The 24,666-nt window shown below is 29.2% G+C and carries 25 protein-coding genes and 1 pseudogene; 12 read left to right on the forward strand and 14 right to left on the reverse strand.

The window, feature by feature from the left end; translation table 11 throughout:
• The 5 genes and pseudogenes from CQA76_RS04110 to aspS all read right to left on the reverse strand — a co-directional run.
• Positions 1-435, reverse strand: a pseudogene (locus CQA76_RS04110) (Cj0814 family flagellar-dependent secreted protein); the annotation flags it as partial.
• Between the two features lie 292 nt (positions 436-727).
• Positions 728-1,219 (reverse strand): peptide-methionine (S)-S-oxide reductase MsrA, encoded by a 492-nt coding sequence (gene msrA, locus CQA76_RS04115; RefSeq protein WP_137622182.1) that lies wholly within the window; start codon positions 1,217-1,219, stop codon positions 728-730.
• A gap of 36 nt (positions 1,220-1,255) precedes the next feature.
• A complete protein-coding gene (gene ppa, locus CQA76_RS04120) occupies positions 1,256-1,774 on the reverse strand; it encodes an inorganic diphosphatase (protein ID WP_137622183.1) in 519 nt (172 codons plus the stop codon).
• A gap of 10 nt (positions 1,775-1,784) precedes the next feature.
• The gene (locus CQA76_RS04125; RefSeq protein WP_137622184.1) at positions 1,785-2,360 is read right to left on the reverse strand and encodes an adenylate kinase; all 576 of its coding nucleotides are present in this window, start codon (positions 2,358-2,360) and stop codon (positions 1,785-1,787) included.
• A complete protein-coding gene (gene aspS, locus CQA76_RS04130; RefSeq protein WP_137622185.1) occupies positions 2,357-4,111 on the reverse strand; it encodes an aspartate--tRNA ligase in 1,755 nt (584 codons plus the stop codon). Before aspS ends, CQA76_RS04125 begins: the two co-directional genes overlap by 4 nt.
• Before the next feature lie 95 nt (positions 4,112-4,206).
• Here aspS and CQA76_RS04135 point away from each other — a divergent pair, with 95 nt between their 5' ends.
• The 12 genes from CQA76_RS04135 (at position 4,207) to mrdA (ending at position 14,954) form a co-directional block, all read left to right on the forward strand.
• The gene (locus CQA76_RS04135; protein WP_137622186.1) at positions 4,207-5,067 is read left to right on the forward strand and encodes an NAD(+) kinase; all 861 of its coding nucleotides are present in this window, start codon (positions 4,207-4,209) and stop codon (positions 5,065-5,067) included.
• On the forward strand, positions 5,067-6,584 hold the full coding sequence (locus tag CQA76_RS04140) for a DNA repair protein RecN (protein WP_137622187.1): 1,518 nt from the start codon (positions 5,067-5,069) through the stop codon (positions 6,582-6,584). Before CQA76_RS04135 ends, CQA76_RS04140 begins: the two co-directional genes overlap by 1 nt.
• A gap of 87 nt (positions 6,585-6,671) precedes the next feature.
• Positions 6,672-7,916 (forward strand): bile resistance response regulator CbrR, encoded by a 1,245-nt coding sequence (gene cbrR / locus CQA76_RS04145; protein ID WP_137622188.1) that lies wholly within the window; start codon positions 6,672-6,674, stop codon positions 7,914-7,916.
• The gene (locus tag CQA76_RS04150; protein WP_137622189.1) at positions 7,907-8,725 is read left to right on the forward strand and encodes a TatD family hydrolase; all 819 of its coding nucleotides are present in this window, start codon (positions 7,907-7,909) and stop codon (positions 8,723-8,725) included. The genes cbrR and CQA76_RS04150 overlap by 10 nt, the downstream gene beginning before the upstream one ends.
• Entirely contained in the window at positions 8,722-9,861 is a 1,140-nt protein-coding gene (locus CQA76_RS04155) for a lytic transglycosylase domain-containing protein (RefSeq protein WP_137622190.1), read from the forward strand. The genes CQA76_RS04150 and CQA76_RS04155 overlap by 4 nt, the downstream gene beginning before the upstream one ends.
• Positions 9,800-10,639 carry a septal ring lytic transglycosylase RlpA family protein gene (locus tag CQA76_RS04160; RefSeq protein WP_137622191.1) on the forward strand — a complete coding sequence of 280 codons (840 nt, stop codon included), beginning with the start codon at positions 9,800-9,802 and terminating at the stop codon, positions 10,637-10,639. Before CQA76_RS04155 ends, CQA76_RS04160 begins: the two co-directional genes overlap by 62 nt.
• A gap of 1 nt (position 10,640) precedes the next feature.
• Positions 10,641-11,129 (forward strand): HAD hydrolase family protein, encoded by a 489-nt coding sequence (locus tag CQA76_RS04165; protein WP_137622192.1) that lies wholly within the window; start codon positions 10,641-10,643, stop codon positions 11,127-11,129.
• Entirely contained in the window at positions 11,120-11,635 is a 516-nt protein-coding gene (locus tag CQA76_RS04170; protein ID WP_137622193.1) for a hypothetical protein, read from the forward strand. The genes CQA76_RS04165 and CQA76_RS04170 overlap by 10 nt, the downstream gene beginning before the upstream one ends.
• Positions 11,617-12,078, forward strand: coding sequence for a lipopolysaccharide transport periplasmic protein LptA (lptA, locus tag CQA76_RS04175; protein ID WP_137622194.1), 462 nt, complete (start codon positions 11,617-11,619; stop codon positions 12,076-12,078). Before CQA76_RS04170 ends, lptA begins: the two co-directional genes overlap by 19 nt.
• Positions 12,075-12,677 (forward strand): ribosome biogenesis GTP-binding protein YihA/YsxC, encoded by a 603-nt coding sequence (gene yihA, locus CQA76_RS04180; RefSeq protein WP_137622195.1) that lies wholly within the window; start codon positions 12,075-12,077, stop codon positions 12,675-12,677. The genes lptA and yihA overlap by 4 nt, the downstream gene beginning before the upstream one ends.
• The gene (locus CQA76_RS04185) at positions 12,670-13,152 is read left to right on the forward strand and encodes a hypothetical protein (RefSeq protein ID WP_137622196.1); all 483 of its coding nucleotides are present in this window, start codon (positions 12,670-12,672) and stop codon (positions 13,150-13,152) included. The genes yihA and CQA76_RS04185 overlap by 8 nt, the downstream gene beginning before the upstream one ends.
• The gene (gene mrdA, locus CQA76_RS04190) at positions 13,152-14,954 is read left to right on the forward strand and encodes a penicillin-binding protein 2 (RefSeq protein WP_137622197.1); all 1,803 of its coding nucleotides are present in this window, start codon (positions 13,152-13,154) and stop codon (positions 14,952-14,954) included. The genes CQA76_RS04185 and mrdA overlap by 1 nt, the downstream gene beginning before the upstream one ends.
• Before the next feature lie 140 nt (positions 14,955-15,094).
• On the opposite strand, the gene CQA76_RS04195 is transcribed toward mrdA, so the two are convergent.
• From CQA76_RS04195 to CQA76_RS04235, 9 genes are all read right to left on the reverse strand, one after another.
• On the reverse strand, positions 15,095-16,885 hold the full coding sequence (locus CQA76_RS04195) for an aminopeptidase P family protein (protein ID WP_137622198.1): 1,791 nt from the start codon (positions 16,883-16,885) through the stop codon (positions 15,095-15,097).
• Entirely contained in the window at positions 16,882-18,450 is a 1,569-nt protein-coding gene (locus CQA76_RS04200) for a peptide MFS transporter (RefSeq protein WP_137622199.1), read from the reverse strand. The genes CQA76_RS04195 and CQA76_RS04200 overlap by 4 nt, the downstream gene beginning before the upstream one ends.
• A gap of 93 nt (positions 18,451-18,543) precedes the next feature.
• Complete coding sequence (locus tag CQA76_RS04205; protein WP_137622200.1) at positions 18,544-19,098, reverse strand: hypothetical protein; 555 nt, start codon at positions 19,096-19,098, stop codon at positions 18,544-18,546.
• Complete coding sequence (locus tag CQA76_RS04210) at positions 19,091-20,167, reverse strand: hypothetical protein (RefSeq protein WP_137622201.1); 1,077 nt, start codon at positions 20,165-20,167, stop codon at positions 19,091-19,093. The genes CQA76_RS04205 and CQA76_RS04210 overlap by 8 nt, the downstream gene beginning before the upstream one ends.
• Complete coding sequence (era, locus tag CQA76_RS04215) at positions 20,157-21,032, reverse strand: GTPase Era (RefSeq protein WP_137622202.1); 876 nt, start codon at positions 21,030-21,032, stop codon at positions 20,157-20,159. The genes CQA76_RS04210 and era overlap by 11 nt, the downstream gene beginning before the upstream one ends.
• Positions 21,029-22,348, reverse strand: coding sequence for an ATP-dependent protease ATPase subunit HslU (hslU, locus tag CQA76_RS04220; RefSeq protein WP_137622203.1), 1,320 nt, complete (start codon positions 22,346-22,348; stop codon positions 21,029-21,031). Before hslU ends, era begins: the two co-directional genes overlap by 4 nt.
• On the reverse strand, positions 22,345-22,887 hold the full coding sequence (gene hslV, locus CQA76_RS04225) for an ATP-dependent protease subunit HslV (RefSeq protein WP_137622204.1): 543 nt from the start codon (positions 22,885-22,887) through the stop codon (positions 22,345-22,347). The genes hslU and hslV overlap by 4 nt, the downstream gene beginning before the upstream one ends.
• Before the next feature lie 2 nt (positions 22,888-22,889).
• The gene (rplI, locus tag CQA76_RS04230) at positions 22,890-23,333 is read right to left on the reverse strand and encodes a 50S ribosomal protein L9 (RefSeq protein WP_137622205.1); all 444 of its coding nucleotides are present in this window, start codon (positions 23,331-23,333) and stop codon (positions 22,890-22,892) included.
• A gap of 13 nt (positions 23,334-23,346) precedes the next feature.
• The gene (locus tag CQA76_RS04235; RefSeq protein ID WP_137622206.1) at positions 23,347-24,567 is read right to left on the reverse strand and encodes an argininosuccinate synthase; all 1,221 of its coding nucleotides are present in this window, start codon (positions 24,565-24,567) and stop codon (positions 23,347-23,349) included.
• Between the last annotated feature and the right edge of the window lie 99 nt (positions 24,568-24,666).

Consider the following 24,666-nt stretch of genomic DNA (forward strand, 5'->3'; position numbering starts at 1 on the left):
AGATTTATGTATTTTAAAATCTTTTGGTAATCCTGCAGCCTCATTAAAGTCTTCTCCCATATAACCATCTTTATCTACACTATAACCATAGGCTGTATTGGTAGAAGTATTATTACTTATATCTGCTTGTTTGAATTTTAAAGTATAAATAGAGTTTTTAAATTCACTAGATATATCATAATTAGGAGAATTTGTTTTAGTGTAATAATTCTTATTAATATTATTATTAATAGAATTTGATTGTTTATCTAATACTTCACTTCTTATTAAAGTTTGTGAATTTTTATTTTCTATATCATTTAATTTAGTAGCATTTTGTTTTAAGAAAGTATTGGCAAAACTTATTTTTGAATTTTCTTTACTTTCTTTATTGGCTTTTGCTTGTGAAAGTATAGAGCCATAGTTTGAGTTATCATTAATACTGAAGATACTCATATTTATTCCTTTGATTTTAGAATTGTTCTGCCTTCAAATCTAAATATCTTATAATTAAATACAAGCAAGAAGTGTTCCGGTTTGGACTAAAAATGGTTTTAAAAAAGCAGAATTAATAATTTTTCACATTTGCTTCTTAAATTCACAAACAAACTTAAAAAACAATAAATATTTTTTTTATTTTTTTAAAGCTTAAAGTTCTATTTTATAGTAATTTAAAAAGAAATTCACATCGTGAAAAGGGTGTGAAAAAAGTGTAATTTTTTTAAAACTTAATCGGAATAATTTTTAATTATTTTATATTTTCTAATTTTGGAGCAATAACAAATTTACAGTAAGCTTGGTTTGGATTTTTTGCGAAATAATTTTGATGATAAGATTCCGCAGGATAATATTTTTTTAGTTTATAAATTTGAGTGACTATAGGTAAAGGGTATTTATTTTTTATCTTTTCGATAAAGTTTTTAATTAGATTTTTATCGTCTTCTTTTTCATAAAAAATGGCAGATCGATACTGAATTCCTATATCAGCACCTTGCTTATCTATGGAAGTAGGATCATGAATTTTAAAGAAAATATCTAAAATCTCTATGAGAGAAATTTCTGCATCGTTGTAAGTTAGTTTAACAACTTCAATATTACCATCTCCAGTACAAACGCTTTCATAAGTCGGATTTTCAGCTCCCCCTGTATATCCGACTTCGCTTTGTATAATACCTTTTACTTGTTCAAATACAGCTTGTATGCACCAAAAACAACCTCCACCTAAAATAATACTTTTCATATTTTCCTTGATATTAGCCTAAAAAAGGCTAATAATTTATTTGTAATTTTTGATTGCTTTTTCTAAAATTTCAATTGCAGCATCTGTATCTTTGAAATCTTGCACTTTCACCCATTTATTTGGTTCAAGAATTTTATAGGTTTCAAAGAAATTTTTGATTTTATTTAAGGTTGCTTGTGGTAGATCAGTGTAAGATTTAATATTATCATATCTTGCATCAATTTTTGAGCTTGGAACAGCCAAAAGTTTTTCATCCATTCCGCTTTCATCTTCCATGATTAAAACGCCAATTAAACGGCAAGGAATAACGGCTCCAGCTTGGATAGGATATTCATTTAATACTAAAATATCAACAGGATCACTATCGTCAGCTAAAGTATTTGCAATGAAGCCATAATTTGCAGGATAAAACATTGCACTTGCCATAACACGATCAACCATAATAGCACCGCTATCTTTATCGATTTCATATTTTATGTTTGATCCATAAGGAATTTCAATCACAGCATTGATTTTATTTGGAATATCTCCGATTTTAATTTTACTTAAGTCCATTTTTTTCCTTTTATATAGCTTGAATTTTTTTGATTAATTCTTTTATATCAGCCACAATAGGTTCTATTGTGCGTTCCCCATCTATGATAAAATGAAGTTTTTTCTTCTGATAAAATTCAATTATTTCATTTAGAGGTTCGGTATAGACTTTCATTCTATTATAAAAAACTTCTTCATTATCATCTGCTCCGCGATTTCTTCCCAAAACCCTATCTTTAGCAATTTGTTCACTCACTCTTACTTCTATAACGCCTTTAAGTTCAATTTCATTTTGCTCATTAAGAACTTTATCAAACTCCATCATTTGTTCAACGCTTCTTGGATAACCATCGATGATAATTGTTCTTGTTGGCGCAGCTTTAAGTGCTGAAACAATTGTGTTTATAACTACGTCTAATGGCACTAAATTCCCTTTAGAGATAAAACTATCAATCGTTTTTCCAAGTTCGCTTCCACTAGCAACTTCTTCTCTTAAGAGATCACCTGTAGAATAATGAGTGATATTGATATCTGATCTTGCAATCAAACTCGCATCTGTTGTTTTTCCACTTCCAGGTGCACCTATAATTAAAAATAATTCTTTCATTTTGTTATTTTCTCCCTTAATTTGATTCCTAATTCTCTTAAAGCTTCATTGCTTGGCTCTGATGGTGCATCTGTCATAAGACATTGTGCTCTTTGTGTTTTTGGAAAGGCAATAACTTCTCTTATGCTATTTGCACCTGTTACTAACATAATAAGGCGATCAAGTCCGATAGCTATACCCCCATGCGGAGGTGCTCCAAAACTTAAAGCATCGAGTAAAAAGCCAAATTTTTCTCTTTGTTGTTCTTCATTGATATTGAGTAGCTTGAATACTTTTTGTTGGATATCATTTTTATGAATTCTAATACTTCCACCGCCTAATTCTACACCATTTAAAACAACATCATAAGCAATGGAAGAAATTTCTTCTAAATCATTTGTGTCGATATTTTTTGGCATAGTAAAAGGGTGATGCATTGCCGAATAGCTTCCATCATCATTTTGCTCAAACATAGGAAAATCAACAACCCATAAAAATTCCAATACATTTGGATCAATTAATTTTAATTCTTCTGCGAGGAAAATTCTAAATCTTCCCATATAATCAAGAACGGTTTTTTTAGCACCAGCACCAAAAAAGACAACATCTCCAATTTCTAAGTTGCAGCGTTTGCTAAGTTCTTGCAAATCAGCTTCATTAAAAAATTTACAAAGCGGACCTTTAAGACCATCTTCTTTAACTTGTATAAAGGCCAAGCCTTGTGCTCCAAATTTTCGAACAAATTCTTCAAATCTTTGCATTTGTCTTTTTGAAAAGATAGTATCTCCTTGTGGAACGCGTATAGCTTTGATACGATTTTTCTTTGTATCCTTAGCAATATTTGAGAAAATTTCATTATTGGATTTAGCAAAGATATCGATTACATCTATAAATTTAAGATCGAATCTCAAGTCAGGCTTGTCGCTTCCATAAACTTCCATTGCTTCTTTATATTGCATAACACGAAAAGGCGTTTTGATTTCTTTTCCACAAGCTTTAAAAATATCCTTTAAAAAGACTTCAGCAACCATCATAACGTCTTTTTGTTCGCAAAAACTCATTTCCACATCAATTTGTGTGAATTCTGGCTGACGATCCGCTCTTAAATCTTCATCCCTAAAGCATTTTGCAATTTGAAAATAACGATCAAAACCGCTACACATTAAAAGTTGTTTAAATAATTGTGGGCTTTGAGGCAAGGCATAAAATTCGCCCTGATGAACGCGAGAGGGAACAAGATAATCTCTTGCTCCTTCCGGTGTTGCTTTGGTTAAAATAGGGGTTTCAACTTCTAAAAATCCCATATTAGCCAAAGAGTTTCTAGCGGCTATACAAGCTTTTGAACGTAGGGCAAAATTTTCATAAAGTTTAGGATTTCTTAAATCCAAAAATCTATATTTTAATCTTAACTCTTCATTAACGCTTTCATCGGCGATTGCAAAAGGAGGAACCGCGCTTTCATTTTCTATAATGAGTTTGCTAACAACAACCTCAATTTCACCGGTTTTTAATTTATGATTAACAAGTCCTTCTCCACGAGGACGAATTTTACCTTCTGCTATGAGAACAAATTCATTTCTTGCACGTGAAGCAATTTCATGAGATTCTTTGCTATCATTTGGATCGCAAACCAGTTGTATGATACCACTACGGTCTCTTAAATCTATAAAAATAACCCCTCCGTGATCGCGGTAGCTATTGACCCAGCCACAGAGTTTAACTATTTCTCCAACATTGGAAATTCCTAAGTCTGTATTATAATGACTACGCAAATTTTTTCCTTGAAATTAATTTTGTGATACAATAATTATTTTAAAATTATAATATTTTTATTCTTTTGCTTAGCTAAGATTTGTTATAATTTTTTATGCAGAAAAAAATAGATTATAAAAATATTAAAAAAATCGGACTTGTAGCACGCCCAAATTCAAATTTGGATAATGAAATTTTGGTTTTGAAAAATATTTTAAAAAAATATAACGTTAAGCTTTTACTTTTTAAAGAAAGCTCCAAAAGCTTAGAGTTACCAAAGTATAATATTGATGAATTATTTCAAATATCCGATTTTATTATTTCTCTAGGTGGCGATGGAACTTTGATTTCTTTGTGTAGAAAGGCTTGCGAGTACGATAAAGCTATTTTAGGAATTTATGCTGGAAATTTAGGTTTTTTAACCGATTTGAAAATAGAACAAGTTGCAGAATTTTTTCAGTCTTTTTTTTATGGTGATTTTAAATTAGAAAATCCTTTTTTATTGAATGTCAACTTGAAACAAAAAAATGGTCAAAAAATACAAAATTATGCTTTTAACGATATTATGATAAAAAGAAATGATCGAGTTTCTATGGCACATATTGAAGTTTATCATCGAGGTAAAAAATTTAACGAGTATCTTGGAGATGGATTGATTGTTTCAACACCTGCTGGATCAACAGCCTATAATTTAAGTGCAAATGGTCCTATAGTTTATACTTTAGCACAAGCGTTTATACTCACTCCCATTTGCTCTCATTCTTTAACTCAGCGTCCTATTGTGTTACCCAAAGGATTTGAATTGGAAATTAGAGCAAAAGATTGCATTTTCTGTATAGATGGACAAGAAAATTACAAAATGGATGATTTTAAAAGCATAAGAATAGGTTTGAGTCAAAAAAGCGTTGCTTTAATACGTCCAAAAAATCATGACTATTTTCAAATTTTAAAAGAAAAATTAAATTGGGGAAATTGATGATAAGTAAAGTTTTTATGAAGGAAAATTTAGGTTTTAAAGAAGCGAAACTTGAAATTTCCAAAGGACTTACGGTTTTTACTGGACTTAGTGGAGCTGGAAAATCTATACTTTTTAAAGGAATTTTATCTGCTTTTGCTTTAAGTGAAAGTGAAGCAAAAGTTGTAGAATTAGAACTTGATGATGAACTAAAATTAGAAGATTATGGAATAGAAAGCGAAGAGGAAAATGTTTTTAAGCTTTTAAAAGAAAAAAATACAAAATATTTTATCAACAATCAAAGTATTGCTAAAAAAAGTTTGCAAAATTTAAGTAAAAGTTTTGTTAGATATTTAGGTGCTAAAGAGAATAATGAGTTTAGTAATGAAAAATTTTTAAAACTTTTAGATACCTTAGAAATACAAAATAATTCCAAATTTAAAGAATTTTTAGATGAATTTGAAAGAGATTTTGAGGATTATACTAAGATTTCTTCTGAGTTAAATCAAATTTTAGAAGAAGAAAAAAAGGTGGAAGAGTTGAAAGAAGTTGCTAAAATTCAAATTGAAAAAATTGAAAGTATTAATCCAAAAGTAGGTGAGTATGAGGAACTTTTAGAACTTAAAAAAAAGCTTTCAAAAAAAGATAAATTACAAGAAGCTTGGGATAAGGCAAGTGTAATTTTTGAATTTGAAAAAGCCGTAGTGGATGCTTTAAATCTTAGCGATAAAGATCCAACTTTCTTTAGTGAATGCTTGAATGAGTTGCGTTTAATAGCTGAAAATGAAAAAATGGAAGATTTTGATTTTGATATCGAGAAAATACTTGATAGAATAGAAAACTTGTCTTTTTTAATAAAGCGTTATGACAGCATAGAAAATGCATTACACACTTTAGATCAGAAAAAAAGAGAGCTTGAGCATTATGAAAATTTAAGTTTTGAAAAAAAAGAGCTTGAAAAAAAATTTGAGAATATAAAAAATAAAATAGAAAAAAATGCAAAAATTTTAACCCAAACAAGAAGAAGCAATTTGGAAAAATTGCAAAATGATTTAAATAATTATCTTAGAAATCTTTATATGGAAAATGCTATTTTAGATCTTGATGGAAATAAGAGTATATCTTCTATTGGCAAAGATGAGATTGTTTTAAACATTAATTTAGCCAATTTAAAAAACTTAAGTTCAGGTGAACTTAACCGCTTAAGACTTGCGTTTATAGCAACAGAATGTAAAATTCTAAATCAAGGTAAGGGTATATTATTTTTAGATGAAATTGATGCCAATTTAAGCGGAAAAGAAGCAATGAGTATAGCAAAGGTTTTGGATGAACTTTCAAATTTTTATCAAATTTTTGCTATTTCGCATTTGCCACAACTTTCTTCAAAAGCACATAATCATTTCCTAATTGAAAAAAATGGTGATGAGAGTTTTGTTAAAAAACTAAATCAAGAAGAGAGAGTTAGAGAGCTTGCTAGAATGGTAAGTGGGGAAAAAATAAGTGAAGAGGCTTTGGAATTTGCTAAAACTTTAATTTAAGATTTAAGCGAATTTTTTATTTATTTATGCTATAATAAAGCACTTTTGTACTTTCAAAAAATAATTTAAGAAGGCGTTTATATTACTATGAGTAAAAAAGTTTTAATCATTGACCATAATAAAATGCTTGCGAAGCTTTTGGCTAAAAAAATTCAAACTACTTTAAATTATGAAGTTGATACCGTTTTTAGTCATGCAGAAGTAAAAGAGTTATCAAATAATGAATATTTTTTAGTTTTTGCAGAATTATACCTATCAGATGCTCCAAATGGTGAAGTGGTAGATTATCTTTTAGAAAAAAAAATGCCTGTTGTGGTTTTAACTGCAAATAATGATAAAGCCATAAGAGATAAATTTGTAGAAAAAGATATATTGGGTTATATTTTTAAAGAAAGCAGTACTTGTATCGATGAAATTATAGACTCAATATCAAAACTTGACCACTATTCTAAAATTAAGGTGATTTTAGCTCTAAGCAAACTCCCAGAACGTAACGAAATTAAAAAAATTCTTACACAAAGACATTTTAATGTTTTAGCAGCAGCACATGGGGAAGAGGCGATGAGTTATTTAAATGATAATAATGATATTCGTCTTATTATAGCGGATGTAAATATGCCAGTGATTAGCGGGAGTGAGCTTTTAAACGAAGTTAGAACCCGTTTTAGCGAAGATGAACTAGGCGTAATACTTTTAGGTGAAAAAAATGATATTTTAGAGGCCGATTTACTCAAAAATGGTGCCAATGAGTATCTTATAAAACCTATTAAAAAAGAAAGTTTTAATTGCCGTTTAGATCGATGCTTGACTTATATGGATAATATGGAATTTTTAAATACTTATAATGATCTTGATCCAGTATCTGGGGTCAAAAATTATGAAGCCTTGATGGATAATATTGAAGTATATTTTAATGAAATTATGACCAAAGAAGAAGATTTTGCTTTGGCTTTTTTAAATATTGATGATTTAAAATCTTTGAATGAAAAATATGGTTTTGATGTAGGCAATGAGATTATTAAAATTTGTGCAAACGAGATTGTTAGCGAGGTTAAGGGGCGTGATATTGTAGGTAGATTTAGTCCTGAAAAAATTTGCATTTTATTTAAAAATATTTCTCAAGAGAAAGCGGTTAGAATTTTATCTCGTATTCGAGTTAATATAAAAAAAGTTGGAATTTTAGTCAATTTAGATGAAGCGTTTTTTACTGTTTCTATAGGTGTTGTTTTCGGTAAAAGTAAAGACAAAATCGATAATTTAATCCAAAAAGCCACAAGTGCTCTTATGCAGGCAAAATCTAATGGTAAAGACCGAGTTGAAGTATGTTCTTAAATCTTGAATTTAAAGATGATTTAAAAATTATCGATACTCATTGTCATATTGATAGTGAGGTATTTACAGAAGATTTAGATGATCTTTTGCAGCATTCTTTTAAAAATGGTATCGAAAAAATAATTATTCCAGGAGCTAATATAAAGGATCTGCCTTATGCGATGGAGATCTCAGAACGATATGATGAAGTATATTTTGCTGCAGGGGTACATCCTTATGAGCTTGAAAATTTTGATGAAAATATTTTAAAAACTTACTTAAAACATCAAAAATGTGTGGCTGTTGGTGAATGTGGATTAGATTATTTTCGTTTTCAAAACAGTAATGCACAAGAAATAGAGCATCAAAAAAATCTTCAAAAATCTTTTTTTAAAATTCAGCTTGAATTGGCCAAAGAATTCAAAAAACCCGTGATTATTCATTCACGAGAGGCCAATAATGATACCTATGAAATTTTACATCAATATTCCAAAGATCTTGTTGGTGGAGTTTTGCATTGTTTTAATGCAAGCGAACATTTACTTCGCCTTAGTGATGAAGGCTTTTATTTTGGAATAGGAGGAATTTTGACATTTAAAAATGCTAAAAAATTAGTAGAAATTTTACCTAAAATTCCAAGGGATAAACTACTCATTGAAACTGATGCCCCTTATTTAACACCGGAACCTTATCGTGGAAAACGCAATGAACCTTTATTAACTCAATTAGTAGCTAATAAAATGAGTGAAGTTTTAAATTTATCAAGACAAGAACTTTTAAAAATTTGTTTGACTAATTCTAAAAAATTATTTTTTCAAGGTTGCTTATGAAGAAGATAATATTATTTTTTCTTTTTTCTTTCAATTTTCTCTTTGCGCAAATCAATACTCCCGAGTTTTATGAAAGACAGATCAATATTTTAAGAGATTTAGATATAAAATCTGATTTTATAAGTAGTTTGGTTTTTGTTCAAAGTCAGCAAGATCTAAAGTCAAAACATGCACAAACCTTAATTGATGGAATGCAGAATTTTTCCAAAATTACTCCTATGATAAGAAAAATTTTAGCAGAGCAAGAGGTTCCTGAAGAAATCTTATATCTGGCTATGGTTGAATCTGGCTTAAAAGTTAATAGTATTTCCAATGCTAAAGCTGTAGGAATTTGGCAATTTATGCAACCAACAGCGAAAACTTTGGGTCTTAGAATAGATGCTTATGTTGATGAAAGACGTGATCCTGTGAAATCCACCTATGCTGCTATTGATTATTTAAAAAAACTAAAAACAGAATTTGGAAAATGGTATTTAGCGATTTTAGCTTATAATTGTGGTAATGGAAAATTACGCCAAGCTATTAAACAAGCCGGAAGTGATGATTTAAACACTTTACTTGATTCTGATAAAAAGTATCTTTCTTTAGAAACTCGTAATTTTTTACGTAAAATTTTAACCCTCGCTTTTTTAGCTAATGATAAAGATTTTTTATTAAGCAAAAACGCATCTTTAGTAAATTATGCTTTAAGTAATGATTTTATTAAAGTTGATACTCCATCTTCGGTATCTTTAAAGGATATAGCTAAAAATTTAAATATAAGCCTTGCTACTTTTAAAAAATACAACCCTCATTTTAAACATAATTTTACCCCTCCTGGAAAAGGTTATTATATGTATATTCCACTAGATAAAGTAGCTTTTTTTGATAAATATTTTGAAGCAAAAAAGCTTGCTAAGGTTGATACAACTATACCTATGACTAAAATTTATATAGTAAAAGCAGGAGATTCTTTATATAAAATAGCAAGAAATCATCATATAACTGTAGATAGTATTCGTGAGTTAAATCGTATTCACAAAAATCATTTAAGTATTAATCAAAAAATTATAATACCAATAAAGGAGAAAAAAAATGCAAACATTAAAACAGCTCAAAGCGATTCTAAAAATTATTCCAATCTTGTCCGTAATTAGTATTTTTACGGGTTGTGGAGTTGGTAATTTTATTTCTGAATCTAGCGGTAACGCTCAGGTTTATTACCCAAGCAATGATTTTAGAAGCGATCCTAGTTCTTCAGGTGGAAAAGGAACTATGAAGCCTTATACTATCAATGGAAAAACTTACTATCCAACTGTTGTTTCTGTTGGGGAAACTGCAGATGGAATTGCAAGTTGGTATGGACCGGGATTTCATGGCAAAAAAACTTCAAATGGTGAAATTTATGATCAAAATGCATTTACAGCTGCTCACAAGACTTTACCTATGAATACTATTTTAAGAGTGACAAATTTAAATAATAATCGCCAAACAACTGTTCGAGTAAATGATCGTGGGCCTTTTGTGAATAATCGTATTATTGATTTATCTAATGCGGCTGCAAAACAAATTGATATGATTCATAGCGGAACAGCACCTGTCAGACTTGAAGTAATTGGATTTGGTTCTTCAAATTCTAGCAATGATGTGGTTCATTCTAATGTAAATTATGGCAATGGTGAAGAAATTTCAAATAACGGTCAAATTTATGAGGGTGGGAATTTTATGGTTCAAATTGGTGCTTTTAAAAATCCAGAAGGAGCAAAAACTATAGCATCAAGATATAAAACTTATAGAACTTATTCTTCCACCGTGCGTACTAGTTCCGTAGATGGTTTAAATCGTGTTTTTTTAACTGGATTTAGGAGCGAAGAAGAAGCTCGTGATTTTGCTGCAAGCGGAGCGTTTTCAGGAGCTTTTATAGTAAGAGAATAAAATGATAGAATTGATTTTTTTAGATGTAGATGGTTGTTTAACAGATGGAAAGATCATCTACACTTCAAATGGAAATTTTATCAAAGAATTTAATGTCAAAGATGGTGCAGCAATTGAAGCTTGGATAAGACTCGGAAAAAAGGTCGCAATCATAACTGGTAGAATTTGTCCGTGTGTTGAAAAAAGAGCTCAGGATTTAAAAATAGATCTTTTATATCAAGGGGTCAAAGATAAATTAACTTGTGCAAAAGAAATTCTATACAAGTTAAATCTCAATTTTTCTCAATGTGCTGCAATAGGGGATTATTTTAATGATAAAAATTTACTTGAAAATGTTGGACTTAGTTTTAAGCCAAAAGATGCTCATAAGGATTTAAAAGTTGATATTATTTTGGATCATAAGGGCGGAGAAGCTGCTGTAGCAGAAATGATAGAGATTATAATAAAAGAGAATAGCATGCAGCAAGATTGGGATAAAATTTGGCTATAAAAAGTTTCGGCATTCTTATTGCTCTTTTTGTGATAATATTTATAGTTTTATGGATTCAAGATCCGTATTCTTTAAATATTAAATCTTATTCTTTGAATTTTAAAAATATTGAAGCAAGTCATTTAAAAGCTTATGAATTAAATGAAACTATAATAAAATCTTATTATGAAGTTGATTCTTGGTCACGTTATATTAATAGGGATGAATTTGACTATTTTACTAATTTTAATTTAGATTTTAATTTAAGTGCTAATAAATTAGAACTTTTTGGGAAAGACATGAGTAAAATAAAATTTGAAGGCAATGTTACATATTTTGGTTCTAATAATGTTAAATTTATGGCTGATGAAGTAGAATATCAACCTAAAAACAAATTTTTAAGCACGGATACGGGTTTTAAAGGTTTGATTAATGGTAGTTTGATTGATGGAAAAAGTTTGCAATATGATATAAAAAATAAAATTTTACAAATTCAAGGAGTAAGTGCATGTTTGCAAGAAAAATAATTCTAATTTTTATTTGCATAAGTGTATCTTTGGCAACCAAAATTGAAGTCAAGGCTTTAAATTTTTATTCAGATGAAAATAAAGGAGAAAGCGTACTTAGTGGTAATGTAGAGGTTAAGAGAGGGGACGATATTTTAAATGCTGAAAAGTTGATTATTTATACAGATAAAAATCGCAAGCCGATACGTTATGAAGCAATGCAAAATGCTAGTTTTAAGATTAATTTGCGAGGAAAAATTTATCGAGGTAAAGGAGATAAGTTTATTTACAACGTAGAAAGTGATGTTTATGAAATTAAAGGAAATGCTTATATTAATGAGCCTGAAAATAACCAAAAGCTTTACGGAGATAGAATTATTGTAGATAAAAAGAAAAATATCTATCAAGTTCAGAGCAAAGATAAAAAACCTGCTCGTTTTGTATTCGATTTGAAGCAAAAATGATTATTAGTGCTCGATTTATCACCTCTTTGCCAAAATTTGATGAAAATTTCGCATCTAATTTTAGCGAAGTTGCTTTTTTAGGACGTTCAAATGTCGGAAAGAGTTCTTTAATCAATTCTTTGTGTAAGCAAAAGAATCTTGCTAAAAGTTCTTCTACTCCCGGTAAAACTCAATTGATTAATTTTTTCGAAATTCTATGTCAAAAAGATGGAAATAAATTCAATATTCATTTTATAGATTTGCCCGGTTTTGGTTATGCTAAGGTTTCAAAAAATTTAAAAGAAGAATGGAATATTTATCTAGATGAGTTTTTAAGATTAAGAACCTCGATAAAACTTTTTATTCATTTGATTGATTCAAGGCATATAAATTTGGAAATTGATTTAAATTTGGATACTTATTTAAAAAGTTTTTTAAGACCCGATCAAAGAATTTTAAAAGTTTTTACAAAATGCGATAAATTAAATCAGAGCGAGAAGACTAAACTTAAAAATAATTTTAAGGAAGCCATCTTGGTATCCAATTTAAATAAAATTGGGTTTGAAAAATTAGAAAACGAAATCATGAATCAGATTTTAGGTTTACAAAGCAATGAATAGTCGTAGAATAAGTATCAATGGTGGATATATTTTTTTGGCATTTTTTTATATTATATATCAAATTTTAGGATCTGTATTTATATACACTCCATTACTTTATGGAATATTTTTTTGCTATATGTTTTATCTTTTAGAACAAAATCAAAAAGCTTTTAATAAACTTGATTTTAGGTGGTATTTTTCTTTATTTTTTTTATGTTTTACGGATATAACTTATAATTTTTTTATTTTTTCATCTTGGTTTGCATTTGGTCTTTTTTATTATGTTTGTGCAGATTGGATTAAAACAAGTTTAAAATTAGGAAAATTTATCCCAGTTGTGCTTGTATTTTGTGCTTATTTTTTTATTTTCCTTTTGGATTTTATTTTTTCTTATATGAATAATCAAAATTTTAAAATTTTAAATTTTGGCTATTTGATATCAATTGCAATTGAAAGCTTTTTAGCTTATATATTTTTTAAAGGTAAAATTTGATGCGTATGCGTTTGGTTATTGGATTTATACTTTTATTTTTTATTTTTTTGTTAAGTCGTTTGTATTATTTAAGTATAAAATCTAATGTTTATTATGAAGAACTTGCTAAACAGAATGCAATTAAAACTCAAGTATTAGCACCAATTCGCGGGCAAATATCTGATCGCAATGGAACCATTTTAGCTATAAATGATTTAGGATTTAGTATATCTATTAAGCCTTATTTAAGTCTTAAAAAATCTGGTATTAAAATTTTAGAAAAAGAGTTAAGTAATTTGCAAAGTTTTTTTCCGGATTTAAATATTACAAAATTATCACGACTTTATAAAAGAAATGACTCTTACTATAATCAAGATTTTATTCAAGTTGTAGATTTTATTCCTGCAGAAGAAATGATGAAGCATTACTCTGAGTTAAATTTAAATAAAAACATACGTATAGATCCTGCGGTACAAAGAAAATATCCTTTTGGAAAATTAGCCTCTCATATTATAGGTTATGTTGGAAAAGCAAATTTACAAGATATTAAAGAAAATGAAATTGCCAAACTTACAAACTATATTGGAAAAAGTGGCATAGAACGCTACTATAATGATATTTTGCAAGGAGTAAAAGGATTAAGAATATATAAAGCGAATGCTTTAAATCAAGAGATTGCACAGATTTCTTATTCTTCACCACTTACAAATAGTATAAAATTGACTATTGATATAGAATTGCAAAATTTTTTAACAAGTCTTTTTGAAAGCAATGCTGGTGCCGCTATTGTTATGGATATTAATGATGGATCTATTTTGGCAGCCGGAAGTTTTCCAGAATATGATCTTAATCCTTTTGTGACAGGAATTTCTTTTAAGGATTGGGATGAGCTTTCTAATAATCTTGATCATCCTTTTACAAATAAACTGATTAATGGATACTATCCTCCCGGATCTGTTGTTAAAATGGGAGTAGCTTTAGCCTTTTTAAATTCAGGAAATATTATTCCTTCTACTCAATTTTTTTGTGAGGGTAGTGTAGAACTTGGAGGAAGATTATTTCGTTGTTGGAATCGATCAGGCCATGGGAATGTGGACTTAAAACATGCTATTAAATCAAGTTGTGATGTATATTTTTACGATGGCGGCTTAAAAGTTGGTATAAATCAAATCAGTCAAACTTTATCTCGTATCGGTTTTGGTGCAAAAACTGGAGTTGATTTGCCTAATGAATTTGTTGGTGTTTTACCAAGCAGAGAGTGGAAGATGCAAAGATATAGGCAAAATTGGTTTCAAGGAGATACTTTAAATACAGCCATAGGACAGGGAAATTTTTTGGCAACTCCTATGCAGATTGCAAGATACACAGCCCAGATTGCAAAAGGAGAAGAGGTGATACCACATTTTTTACAAAGTATAGAAAATAATAATACTTTTATAGAAAATAAACTACCTCGCAATAATCAAATTTTTACTTTATTTGAAAAAAGTCAACTTCCTTATATAAGAGATGCTATGTATGCTGTAGCAAATGAGCAAGGAGGAACCGCTTATCGTTATTTGCATAATCTTGATGTAAAAGTAGCAGCCAAAACGGGAACAGCGCAAGTTGTAGGATTTTCTCAAACGGATCGTAGTAGAGTGGATGAAAAACAATTGCAATATTACACAAGATCTCACGCTTGGCTTACTTCTTATGCACCTTATTCTAAGCCACGGTATGTTGTAACTGTTTTACTTGAGCATGGAGGAAGAAGTATTACTTCTGGAGAAGTGAGTTCAAAAATTTATCAAAAAATGATTAGTTTAGGATATTTTAAATAATTTTTAGCAGATATAGATTTATTGCATATAAGAAATATACAATTAGACTATATAGCAGTTGCATTTTAGGGTAAAATATTTTTATAAATCATATTTAGTGTAAAGTGTGTTAAAAATTTTTATCAATAAAGCTATCTTATTTAGAGGATAGCTTTTGTTCTTTTTTCAAGCCAATTTAAGGCTTTTATATGGTTTTTTAATTTAGGAGAAAGTTTTTTAAAAACTTCTTTATGGTAATTATTTAACCAAGTTTTTTCTTTTTCATCAAGTAAATTTGTATCAATGCAAGATATTTCAAAAGGACAAAGAGTAACAGGTTTAAAATATAAAAATTCTCCAAAATCAGTATTTTTAGGATTTTCTACTTTGGTGTGAATAACTAAGTTTTCTAGTCTTATACCCCATTTATTCGCTTTGTAAATTCCTGGTTCTATAGAGGTTAGCATTCCTTCTTTAGCCTTTGTTTTTTCAAGTGCAGGGGTAAGATAAGAAAGCACTTGTGGTCCTTCATGAACATTTAAAAAATATCCTACGCCATGCCCTGTACCATGTATATAATCTAGTTGTTCTTGCCATAAAGGTGCTCGTGTGATAGCATCAAGCAAGGGCATAGCTATATCTTTTGGAAAAATTGTACTAGAAATAGCAATATGGGCTTTTAAAACAAGAGTATAATCATGAATTTGTTCTTCATTTGGTTTTCCTATAGGTACAACGCGTGTAATATCTGTTGTGCCATTTTTGTATTGCCCGCCAGAATCAATAAGTAAAAGTCCATCTTTTTTAAGGTAGGCAAAACTTTCTTTTGTGGCTTTATAGTGCGGATATGCTGCATTTTCATTAAAACCTGCAATAGTTGCAAAACTATCGTTTAGATAGTACTCACTTTGTGCTCTAAATTCTCTAGCTTTAATATCTATATCCAATTCGCTTATTAATTCATTATTTTCTATTGCCTCTTCAAGCCAAGCAAAGAATTTGCATAAAGCTACCCCATCTTCTATCATAGCATTTTGTATATGAGTTATTTCTTTAACATTTTTAGTTGCTTTTAAATGCGTACTTGGATTGATTTCTTCAATAATTTTCACACTTTTATCTAAAGAGTCGATAAGCAGAGCAGTCATTTTTAAGGGTTCAATAAGTAAATTTGTATTTTGAAGCTTTTTAAGTTCTATAGTAATTTCATCATAATTTTTAAGCCAAATTCCATCTGAATTTAATTTTTTTTCAAGATCAGGGTTGATTTTTAAAGAATCAACAAAAAGCAAGGCTTTATCTTCCAATATAAGTAAGTGACTTAAAAATATAGGATTATAATCTACGTCATTACCTCTTAAATTTGTAAGCCAAGCTATATCATCAAGACTAGAAATTAAATGAGCGTGTGCATTTAAATTTTTCATTTTTTGGCGTACTAATTGTAGCTTTTCATTTCTTAAATGAGAGCAGTATTGAGATTCGTGTTCGTAGATTTTTTCTTTTGGTAAAGCAGGACGATCATGCCAAAGCGGAGTGATTAAATCAATATGTTTTAAATTAGCTTTACAAGTTTTCTGCAAATCTTTTTTTAAGGATAAGGGAAAAAGTCTAAAATCAACACCTAAAATTTGATTTTTGTCTAAATTATTTTCTAGCCATTTGGTAATAGTATTGTTAGCGCCTTGTTTTTGTAAGACTATACTACTACCTTGCAATTCTTTATCCGCTTGAAGCCAATATCTTCCATCTACCCATAAAAAAGCTTCATTTTGTGTTATAAGTACTGAACCAACAGAACCTGTGAAACCACTTATAAAGGTTTTATTTTTATAGTATTCTGGTAAATATTCGCTTAAATGCGGATCTGCGCTTAAAATTAAATAAGCATCTATGTTATTTTTTTGCATCAAGGCTCTAAGATCTAACACTCTTTGTTTGTAAGTATTCATTTTTTTCCTTTATTGTTTTTTAACATTTTATTGATAGATTTTTTAAGTATAAATAAAACTATGGCAGCACCAAGTAATATCCACATACATTCTAAAAATAAATTCGGCAAATAAGCTATATTTTCTTCGCTTGCTTCTCCACCTATAAATCCAGCTAAAGCATTGCCAAGAGCACTTGCCACAAACCAAAGTCCCATAACTTGAGATTTGATTAGTTCGGGTGCAATTTTTGTCATTATAGAAAGTCCTACAGGTGAAAGACAAAGCTCTCCTAAAACTAGGAGCAAGAAACTACTTACAAGCCACCAAGGTGAAACTAAAATTATTTGCGATGAATTTTCTAAGCTTGTTTTTAAAGAATCAGCACCACCATTTAAATTGATCGCATAATTTGAAGCTAAAGCCATTACTAGAAATGCTAAAGCTGCACCAAAAAGTCCCAATGCAAATTTAACAATAGATGAAATCTCTTTATTGTTTTTAGCACAATAGGTCCATATAAAGGTACTTAAGGGTGCAAAAAGGATAACAAATAAGCCTCCAAAGGATTGAAACCATACTACAGGGAATTCATAATTAAATAAGGTTTTATTTGTTAATTTTTCGGCAAAAAAATTAAAAGAAGTATATTGTTGTTCATATACCGACCAAAATAATGCAGCAGCAAAAAATAAAACAACAAAAACAATTAAATTTCTTTTTTCTTCTATTCTTAAAGAGGTAAAAGTAAAAAGATATAAAAAATAAATTGCAGCACAAGCTAAAATAATTAAAATAATATTTTTATTGATAACTCTTGCATCTAATTTTATAAAACCATTGAAGAGTAGAAATATAGCCCCAATTAAGATAATACTTGATATAACGATAATATAAAAAGCGTTTTTGTTCTTTTTGCTAGGTTTGTCCCAAGTAGCTTCTATACCAACGTGTTTGTCAAATTCTTTTAAATCGGGTATGGTTTTGAAATAGAAAATAATTACGGCTAAAAGCATACCGATACCACCTGCACCAAAACCAAAATGCCAACCATATTCTTTTTGTAAAAACCCACAAATTATAGGAGCAATAAAAGCACCAAAATTAAAGCACATATAAAAAAGCGTAAAACCAGAGTCGCGTCTTGTATCGTCTTTTTTATAAAGCATACCAACCATTACAGAGGCACAGGTTTTAAAAAGTCCTGTTCCTATAACTAAAAATAGCATACCAATAAAAATCATTTTATCATCAAAATAAGAAAATGCTATGCACAAGTGTCCAAAAGCTATTATTAAAGCGCCAATTAAAATAGCTTTTTTTTGACCTAAATAATTATCCGCGAGCCATCCACCTGGTAAAACAGAGAGATATAAGCAACTTGCGAAAATTCCCATGATTGCACTTGCTTCTTCTGGTTTTAAATTCATACCCTTTTTTTCTAAACTTGCAATCATAAAGAGATAAAATAAGGGGCGAACTCCATAAAAAGAAAACCTTTCCCAAAGTTCAGTAAATGAAAGACTAAAGAGTGGTTTTGGGTGTCCGAAAAAGGAGGTGTCTAAATTATTTACACTTTTACCCATTTTCCCTCCTTAAAGTTATAATTATAAACATTATATCAGGAGAATTAAAATTTATGTATATTTTTGTAATATTTTTGTAAATTTGTTACTTTTTTACAGCAATAAAAAAGAAATATTAAGATTTAATTCTAGGTTTAAAGAATTTATATTTTGCATTTCAATGATGTTAAATTGGTAATAAAAATTTGAATTTTCTAAATCTTTTATAAAAGATAATAAAGCGTGAAAATTCCCATAGGATTCAACAAATAATTTGTAGTTATTTAGTCGATTTTTCTGAATATTTGTCATTTGGGTAATATTTTTAATATTGATTTTATTTTTGGATGCAAGCACCTCAATATTTTTTAAATATTGATCGTATTTTTTTTGAAATAGAACTAGGTATTGTTCATAAACTAGTGTTTTGTTTTGAATTTGGTGTAGTGTTTGATTTAATTTTTGTATTTTTTGTTCTAAATTTTGATTTATAGATCGTTCTTTTTCTATATTAACACTATGAATGAAAATATTATGATTGAAAAAGAAACTTGAAGCTAAATAATTCATTTTAAAGGCTAAAAATACAGCCATCAATACTACAATTATAGCAATAAGAAGCTTTTCTCTTGAGTTTAAATTTTCTAAAAAAAATTCTATTTTATCCATGATCTAACTCTAAAATAATTTGATATAATGTGTCATTTTTAGATATAAGCTTAAAATCGCTTTTTAAATTTCTAAGAGCATCAAGATAATTTTCTTGATTGTTAAATTGTATAATAATATTATAATTTTTTAGTTTTAAGCTAGAAATTCCTAGTGAGTTTTGATTGAGCCAAATGAAGATGTTTTTTAAAATCAAAATTCTATCCTTGTTTGGTTTGAAATTTTTTATAATTTCATCAAGTTGATTAAAATTTTGATCAAGCAGCGTTTTTTTATTATAAAGAGTAGAATTTAAGTCTTTGAGTTTTTTTTCTAAAATTATATTTTTTTCTTTTTCTAATCTATAGAGTTTATCTTGAGAAATTTTACTTTGAGTCTGCAGATTTTTATTTTCTTGATAGTTTAAAAAATTAGTAAAAATTAAAATCCCGCTTAAACTTAAAAAACTCAATAAAAATAGAAAAACTAATTTTATATAATAAGGAAATATTTTCTTGCTTATTTTGATAAAATTTGTATTTTTATCTAAGAATGGCACACTTAATTCTGCAAGTTTATTTTCATTTTGTTCTAAAATTTTACAAGCAATTGCTTTATTTTTTAATTCTTTTATCAAATCATTATTTTCAAAACTGATTACAATTTCACTTTCATAGTATTGTAAAAGTTCTAATATATGCGTTTTTTCTAAGAATAATTCCATATCTTTTTCGTATTTGAATTTTTTAAAAGCTTTAAAATTATCTTGTTCATAAAAACATAAATATACTTCATCTAAATAAAGCTCTAGAAAGCAAAAATTATTTTTTTCAATCAAATTATTTTTAAATAAAGGCTTAAAAATGAAAGCTTTGGGAAAACAAGCGAGGCATTTAGGCAAATTTTCAACTCTACTTAAAAAACAGTGATAAATTTCATCTTGTTTTAAAAATGCTATTTGATATTCAAAAGGATTTTTTATATCACATTCTTTGATTATTTCCTCAAAGAGTCTATCTTCTTCAAATCTTCCATTTTTTTGAACATAAATGAGTTTTTCAAAATGTACAATTTCGATTTTATTCTTCATAATTTAATATTTTTTTTAAAAAATCCTCATCTTTTTGCCAATTCTTTTTTACCACTACATATAGCTTTAAAAGAATTTTATTTTGAGCTAGTTGTGTAATTTTTATCCTAGCATCTCTACCTATACGATTAAGCGTTATACCATTTTTTCCTATAAGCATGGCTTTGTGAGAATTTGTATCGGTAATGATTTGAGCTTCAATAATGATAAGATTTGTTTTTTCTTTAATTTTATTGATTACCACTTCAGTGCAATAGGGCAGCTCTTGACTTAAATTTTCATAAATACTTTCGAGTATAAAATCTCTATAAAGTTCTTTTTGACTGCTTGGAGTTAAAAAATCAGGATCATAAAAATATTCATGTTCGTCTAAATATTTTACAATTTCATCAAGCAAGGTTTTTTTATAAGTCTTTTTTTTGCAAGAATAAGGAATGATAGCCTTAAAATACTCGCTAAATTTAGCATAATCGTTAAGTTTTTTTAAAAGAGTAGTATTATCGGTTAAATCAACTTTGTTTAAAACGATAATATGAGGAACTTTTGGCTTTAGTGTTAAAAATTCTTCATAATTTTTCAAATCATCAAACACGCTTGCCACAAACAAAATCAAATCACAATCTCCCATGGCTTTTATAGCACTTTCAATTAACATTTGATTTAAGGTTGCATTACTTTGATGCAATCCAGGAGTATCAATAAAAATAATTTGATCTTCTTCGTGCATCACTATGGCTTTGATTTTTCGCCTTGTGGCATTTTGTTTATGAGAAACTAGGGTGATTTTTTCTTCAAGCAAGGAATTAACCAAAGCACTTTTTCCAGCATTGGTTCTTCCTATGATGCTAACAAAGCCACTCTTCACAAAATATACCTAGCTAAATCTTTATTTTCTATAATGTCTCCAAGTTTTTCTTCAACCATTTTTTTATCAACGATAAATTTCTTACCCGCGTATTCATCGGCCTCAAAACTTAAGTCTTCAAGAAGTTTTTCTATCACAGTATGTAAACGTCTAGCGCCTATATCTTGCATTTCTTCATTTGCTTTAGAAGCTATTTTTGCAATTTCTTTTATCGCTTCATCATCAAATTCAAGTTCTAATTTTTCTGTTTTTAAAAGTTCGGTGTATTGTTTTAAAAGTGAATTTTTAGGACGGGTTAAAATTTCATAAAGAGCTTTATCATCTAAGCTATCAAGTTCAACCCTTAAAGGAAAACGTCCTTGAAGTTCTGGAATTAAATCACTTGGCTTACTTAAATGAAAAGCACCCGCAGCGATAAAAAGTATGTGATCGGTTTTTAAGGTTCCAATTTTTGTTTGCACATTAGACCCTTCAACTATAGGAAGTAAATCTCTTTGTACTCCTTCTTTGCTTGGATCTTGTCGGTTTGAATTACTGCTTGAAACGGCTATTTTATCGATCTCATCTATAAAAATAATTCCTTCATTTTCTGCTCTTTTTAAAGCTTCACTTTTAATACTTTCTTGATCTAAAATTTTATCTCCAGCTTCGTTTCTTAAAGCGTTTTTAGCATCTTTAATTTTCATTTCTTTTTTGACTTTTTTACTCCCTACGCCAATAACTTTAACAATATCTTGCATCGCTCCCATTTCAGGTGGCAAGTTAGGATTGGTATCAAACATGCTTTGAGAAATTTCTATTTCTATATTGCTTTCATCCAAATCCCCATTTCTAAGTTTAGTTCTCATTTTTTCAAGGCTATTTTTATATTCTTCTTGCTTTTCGTCACTAATGCCTTTTGGTAAAGGCGGTAAGAGTTTTTCTAAAATTTTATTTTCGATAAATTCATCGATTTTATCTTTGTTTTTTTCTTTTTGTTCATTTTTAACCAAATTTAAAGCTGCATTGGCCAAATCTCTTACCATGCTTTCCACATCACGTCCCACAAAACCTACTTCAGTATATTTACTAGCTTCAATTTTTATGAAAGGAAAACCCATCATTTTTGCAAGTCTTCTTGCAATTTCGGTTTTACCAACTCCAGTTGATCCTATCATTAAAATATTTTTTGGCATAATATCATCTTGAAGTTCTGGGCTAAGCTGCATTCTTCTATAGCGGTTTCTTAAGGCTATGGCGATGATTTTCTTAGCTTTTTTTTGACCGATAACATAATCATCTAAAAATTTGACTATTTCTTTTGGAGTTAAGTTCATTTTTCATCCTCTATTACATAGGTTTTTATATTTGTATTGGTATAAATGCAAATTTCTCCTGCAATTTGTAAGCTTGATCTTACTAGTTCTTCTTCATCTAAAGAAGAGTGTTTTGCTAAAGCTCTTGCAGCTGAAAGCGCATAATTTCCACCGCTACCAATTGCTGCGATCTCTCCATCTTCTGGTTCTACCACATCACCAGTTCCTGAAAGTAAAAAAATGTGATTTCTATCAAGTACTAGCATCATGGCTTCGAGTTTTCTCAAGTATTTATCTTTTCTCCATTCTTTGGAAAAATCTATAGCAGCCTTTAAAAGATCGCCTTTAGAACTTTGTAATAAATTTTCAAACATATCAAAAAGATTAAAAGCATCTGCTGTACTTCCTGCAAAACCTGCTAAAACTTTGCCATTGTTAAGTTTTCTAATTTTAACGGCATTACCTTTTAAAACAGTATTTCCAAAGCTAACTTGCCCATCTCCTCCGATTACGGATTTATTTTTACCCTTATAGGCTAAAATTGTAGTTGCGTGAAACATAATTATTCTGCCTTTATGTCAATTTTAAAATTTGCATGGATTGCATGACCTAATTTTACGCTGATTTCATGAATTCCAATGCTTTTTAAAGTATCACACTCTAAGCTTTTTTTATCAAGTTCTATATTTTTTTGCTCTTTAAGTGCATGGGCGATTTCATCTTTTGTAACCCCGCCGAATAAATGACCAGTGGATCCAACAGGTTTAAAAATTTCAAGAGTGATTTTGCTAAGCTCTTCTTTTAATTTTTCTAAATTTGCAATTTCAAAGCGTAAATTTTCAGCTTCTTTTTTCTTATCACTTTCATATTTTCTTAAAACTTCAGTTGTAGCAGCTTTTGCTAATCCTTTTCCGATTAAAAAATTTTGTCCATATCCATCTTTGACTTCTTTAACTTCTCCAGCTTTTCCAAGTCCTTTAACATCTTTAATCAGTAACACTTTCATTATTATTCCTTAGTTAAAATTTTCTTCCATTTTTTCCTGCAATGATAAAACGCAAGGCGTTAAGTTTTATAAAGCCAGCTGCATCTTTTTGATTATATACTTCATCTTCTTCAAAGGTGCAGTAAGCTGCATTAAATAAACTATCATTTGCACTTTCGCGTCCTATTACAATGGCGTTGCCTTTATAAAGTTCAAGTTTTACTTTGCCATTGACATATTTTTGAGATTCGTCAATTAATGCTTGAAGCATTAGTCTTTCAGGAGAGAACCAATACCCATTGTAAATTAAACTCGCATATTTTGGCATCAATTCATCTTTTAAATGTGAAGCCTCTCTGTCAAGGGTAATGCTTTCAATGGCCCTATGAGCTTTCAAAAGTATAGTACCTCCTGGGGTTTCATAACAACCACGACTTTTCATTCCCACGTAACGATTTTCAACTATATCAAGACGGCCTATACCATGTTTTGCACCTAGTTTATTTAGTTGGGTTAAAAGTTCTGCCGGAGAAAGTTTTTTTTCATTAATCGCAACAAGATCTCCCTTTTGAAATTCAAGCTCTATAATTTCACTTTCATTTGGAGCTTCTTTTGGATTTTTTGTCCATCTCCACATATCATCTTCTGGAGGACAAGTTGGATTTTCTAAAATAAGTCCTTCATAAGAAATATGAAGTAAATTAGCATCCATAGAATAAGGAGACTTGCCCTTTTTTTTAGAAATATCAATACCATGTTTTTGTGCATAAGCAAGAAGTTTTTCGCGGCTATTTAAATCCCATTCTCTCCAAGGAGCAATGATTTTTAACTCAGGATTGAAAGCAAGATAACCAAGTTCAAAACGTACCTGATCATTTCCTTTGCCTGTTGCACCATGACTGACCGCATCTGCTTTGGTTTGGATGGCAATTTGTGCTTGAGTTTTTGCGATCAATGGGCGTGCTATGCTTGTTCCGAGCAAGTATTCTCCTTCATAGAGTGCATTTGCTCTAAACATAGGAAATACATAATCTTTAACAAATTCATCTTTAAGATCTTTAATAAAAATATTTTCTTCCTTGATTCCTAAAGAAAGAGCTTTTTGTTTAGCCGGTTCTAATTCTTCCCCTTGCCCAATATCAGCTGTAAAGGTTATAACTTCGCATTTATATTCATCTTGAAGCCATTTTAAAATAATACTTGTATCAAGACCGCCAGAGTATGCTAAAACAACCTTTTTTATTTTATTTTTCATGATTAAAATCCCTTTGGCTTTTACATTTACAAATCAAAATTTTTTATGTATTTTACATTGTATCTAAAATTTTATTAAAGAAAAGTTTTTAAAACAATA

It is taken from the genome of Campylobacter aviculae (assembly GCF_005406215.1).
GTDB classification, from domain to species: Bacteria; Campylobacterota; Campylobacteria; order Campylobacterales; family Campylobacteraceae; genus Campylobacter_D; species Campylobacter_D aviculae.